This is a genomic window from Rhodoplanes sp. SY1, assembly GCF_046000175.1.
Taxonomy (GTDB): Bacteria; Pseudomonadota; Alphaproteobacteria; order Rhizobiales; family Xanthobacteraceae; genus Rhodoplanes.
Genome location: NZ_JBEOMB010000218.1, coordinates 1 through 3,320 on the forward strand (window position 1 = coordinate 1; position 3,320 = coordinate 3,320).

A 3,320-nucleotide genomic window follows, 5' to 3' on the forward strand; every position below is an offset into this window, starting at 1 on the left:
CTTCTCGGATCGGCTCTAATGTAGTCCAGCAACATGTAAAAGGACGCCTGAATGGCTCCCGTGAACCTCAAGGCCATGGAAGTAGACGAACTGGTCGCCCTTAGGAGTGAAATCGACGCCGCCCTGGAGGAGCGAAGCCGCGGGCTGCGCGAGCAGCTGACGCAGCTCGAGAAAGCCACCGGCCGCACCGCCAAGGTGCCGGGACAACGCACCAGCGTGTTGAAGGGCATCAAGGTACCGCCCAAATTCGTTGGCCCGAATGGCGAGAGCTGGGCGGGACGCGGCGCCCGGCCGAAGTGGCTCGCCGAGCTGCTGGAGGCCGGACACGCGATCGAGGAGTTCGCGGTCGGCGGGAACGGCGTTGAGGAGGAGGCGCGCGAGGAAAAGGCTGCGCCGCGCGCAAAGCGAGGGGCAGCTCGCAAGGGCGCGCGGCGCCGGAAGTGAAATGAGCGTTGCGGCGTTCAGGCCATGGTCCCCACGCCGTTCGTAGGCGACACGTTTGCAGGCGCGCCCAATGGTGCACGCTGATAAGAGCGCTGAAGATCAAGCCGGAAGATGCCGAAGGCAGCGCCCGCACCGGCTCGGCCTTCAGACAAATGGCTAAACGCCTCGCCGCGGCTATAACCACGCCACGCAGACCCACAAGGGCCTGCCGGTTCAGTTCCCAGGGGGCGCTCAGCCGGAGGACAACTTAGTCCCCCCGCCATTCTTCGGCCTTGTCGGCGTTGAAATGGAAGCGAGCATCCCGAGCGCGACGAGGTCATGCCCGTCGTTGAACCCCTTGAAACTGTCGATTGATGAGAAAAAGCGGAGATGCTCCTCGGACTATTCTGCCTCGGCGATCATCCGGGACAAATACGTCTCCAACAAACGGGGTTTTCTACACCCATGCCCATGTCGATTGTAATACCGAGCTGGACTAGGTCGAGGCGATCCTGCAGCCGGCTGATCTGCTCCGCGTGAGCGCCGACCGCTGCGATGCACGCACGGGCGGAGCGGGCTCACCCTTCGCCCACGGCCAATGCCGGGTTCCAGGTCGGGACGTCCGAGGCTCGGTTCTTCAGGCTTCTGCCGGCACCGGCTCCTCGGCGCCGTCGAGGGCGCGGGCGAGCGCCACCCGGTCGACGCCGCCTTCCCAGCCGGCCACCACCAGGGTGGCCAGCGCGTTGCACAGGATGTTGACGGCGACTAAGGCCGACGACATCAGGCGATGGACGCCCAGGATGACGCCGACCGCGGCGACCGGCACCGTGCCGGTGGCGGCGAGCGTCGAAACCAGCACCACGACCGCCGATCCGGCCACCCCGGCCTTGCCCTTCGACGTGACCAGCAGGATGCCGAGCAGGCCGAGCTGCTGCCAGATCGACAGGTCGATGCCGCAGGCCTGAGCCAGGAACACCGAGGCGGCCGCGAAATACAGGCAGGTGCCGTCGTGGTTGAAGGCGTAACCGGTCGGCACAGCACCAGGCCGACGATCGCCTCGTCGCAGCCGGCCCGCTGCAGCTTCTCGACCAGCTGCGGGAACACCGACTCCGACGAGCTGGTGCCGACCACGATCAGGAGCTCGGTGCGGATGTAGCGGGCGAGTTTCCACAGCGAGACGCCGCTCCAATGCGCGATCGGCCACAGCACGCAGACGATGGACAACAGACAGGTGAGATAAAACTCGACCACCATGGCGCCGAGCGACACCAGCGAGCCGACGCCGAACCTGCCGACCGTGAAGCCGATCGCTCCCATCGCGCCGATCGGCGCCAGCCACGTCACGTAGCCGATGATCTTGAACACGGTCTGCTTGGTGATCTCGATCATCTCGATCATCGGGTCACCGGACTGTTCCGCCTTGGCGATCATCCGGGGCAGGCACGTCTCCAGCAAGCGGCGGTTCCCGACGCCCGTCACCGAGTCGATCAGGTTGTCGAGCAGGACCCGATCGAGGCGCTCCTGCAGCCGGCTGATCTGCTCCGAGGCGCCCGCGAGCCGCGTTTTCAAAGTCGCATTCAACGCCTGCAGGTCTTCGGTCGTCTGGAGCAGACCACCCATGGTGACCTGAAACTCGGCCACGACATCCGCACCCGCACGGCCGAGGGCCGCGAGCGCGCCAAGGCGCGCGGCCAGCATATGGGACGCCGCCCTTCCCTCATCCCTCAACAGCGTGAGGAAGTCCGCCAGCGCCTGGTCGAGGGCGCCACCCTTGCCGATCTGGCCCGCACCTACAATGTCAGCCGGGCCACCATATCGAGGTTGCGGCCATGAGCGCTCCCGTCGTTCTCCACCGCGTGGACGCGAGCCGGAACATGGCGCGGTTCTACCTGATGGACGTGCAGCCCGACCTGTTCGGCGGCTGGAGCTTCATCCGTGAGTGGGGGCGCATCGGCCGGGGCGGCACCCTGCGCGCCCTCCCCTGCCCGACCCAAGAAGCGGCGCAGGCCGCGCTGGAGCAGCAGCGGCAGGCGAAAGAACGGCGGGGATATGCTCCGCCCATCCGGGAGTGATCCAAAGCAAGGCTGGGATACCAGGAACCTTCCGGTTGGGGTGCCTTTTCACCTCCCGCACGGCCGTTTGGCCGGTGGAGAGGTTCCATGTATCACCACGTCAAAAAGCTGATGTACACGGTCGGGTCGACGAGCCCGATCCCCGCTTCGGCAACATGCTGCTGGAGCAATTCGGCGGAGCCAACGGCGAGCTTGCGGCCGCCATGCAGTACTCGATCCAGGGGCTCAACTGCGAGGACCCCGCCCGCAAAGACCTTCTGATGGACATCGGAACGGAAGAGTTGAGCCACCTCGAAGTGGTCGGCACTCTGGCGCGGCTCCATCTCAAACCCCTGAAATTCGGGCGGGAAGCTGCGGAGGCCGATCCGCTGATCGCCATTGCCGGCGGTGGAGGCGTCAATCTCTTCAACTCTCAAGGGAATCCCTGGACTGCAGACTATTTGAAGATCACCGGCGAACTCGACGTCGATTTGCGCAGCAACATCGCCGCCGACGCGCGGGCCAAGATCGTCTATGAGCGCCTGATCGATTTTTGCGACGACGCTGGCACCAAGGATGCCCTCCAGTTCCTGACGACCCGCGAAATCACCCACATGAAGGCCTTCGCGGCGGCGCTGGACAGCATGGGCAAGCCGCGTTTCTCCATCGGCCGGATCGCGCCGACTGAGAAACTGGTCGACCAGTACTTCAACGACTCGACAGGCAAAGGGGACCACGGCGAGATCGACACCCGTGGTCCCTGGAACGAAGGAGACGCCTGGGAGGTCGTGGAGGCTCCTGCCTTCCAGGATATGAGGCAGGATCTGTTGTCAGGCGACACGACAA

4 protein-coding genes and 2 pseudogenes are annotated in these 3,320 nt (G+C 65.2%); 4 read left to right on the top strand and 2 right to left on the bottom strand.

The annotated features are described in order from the left end of the window. Positions 1 to 51: 51 nt before the first annotated feature. A complete protein-coding gene (locus tag ABTU92_RS28535; RefSeq protein WP_408094956.1) occupies positions 52 to 444 on the top strand; it encodes an H-NS family nucleoid-associated regulatory protein in 393 nt (130 codons plus the stop codon). A gap of 616 nt (positions 445 to 1,060) precedes the next feature. On the opposite strand, the gene ABTU92_RS28540 is transcribed toward ABTU92_RS28535, so the two are convergent. Together ABTU92_RS28540 and ABTU92_RS28545 are read right to left on the bottom strand one after the other, a co-directional pair. Next, complete coding sequence (locus tag ABTU92_RS28540; protein WP_408094957.1) at positions 1,061 to 1,459, bottom strand: cation:dicarboxylate symporter family transporter; 399 nt, start codon at positions 1,457 to 1,459, stop codon at positions 1,061 to 1,063. A 59-nt stretch (positions 1,460 to 1,518) separates the two neighbouring features. Beyond that, positions 1,519 to 2,121: pseudogene (locus ABTU92_RS28545) on the bottom strand (cation:dicarboxylate symporter family transporter); the annotation flags it as partial. Between ABTU92_RS28545 and ABTU92_RS28550 the strand changes: the two are divergent. The 3 genes and pseudogenes from ABTU92_RS28550 to ABTU92_RS28560 all read left to right on the top strand — a co-directional run. Next, positions 2,122 to 2,256 carry a helix-turn-helix domain-containing protein gene (locus ABTU92_RS28550; RefSeq protein ID WP_408094958.1) on the top strand — a complete coding sequence of 45 codons (135 nt, stop codon included), beginning with the start codon at positions 2,122 to 2,124 and terminating at the stop codon, positions 2,254 to 2,256. Then, on the top strand, positions 2,253 to 2,495 hold the full coding sequence (locus ABTU92_RS28555; RefSeq protein ID WP_408094959.1) for a WGR domain-containing protein: 243 nt from the start codon (positions 2,253 to 2,255) through the stop codon (positions 2,493 to 2,495). Before ABTU92_RS28550 ends, ABTU92_RS28555 begins: the two co-directional genes overlap by 4 nt. An 87-nt stretch (positions 2,496 to 2,582) precedes the next feature. Further along, positions 2,583 to 3,320 (top strand): annotated as a pseudogene (locus ABTU92_RS28560) (manganese catalase family protein); the annotation flags it as partial.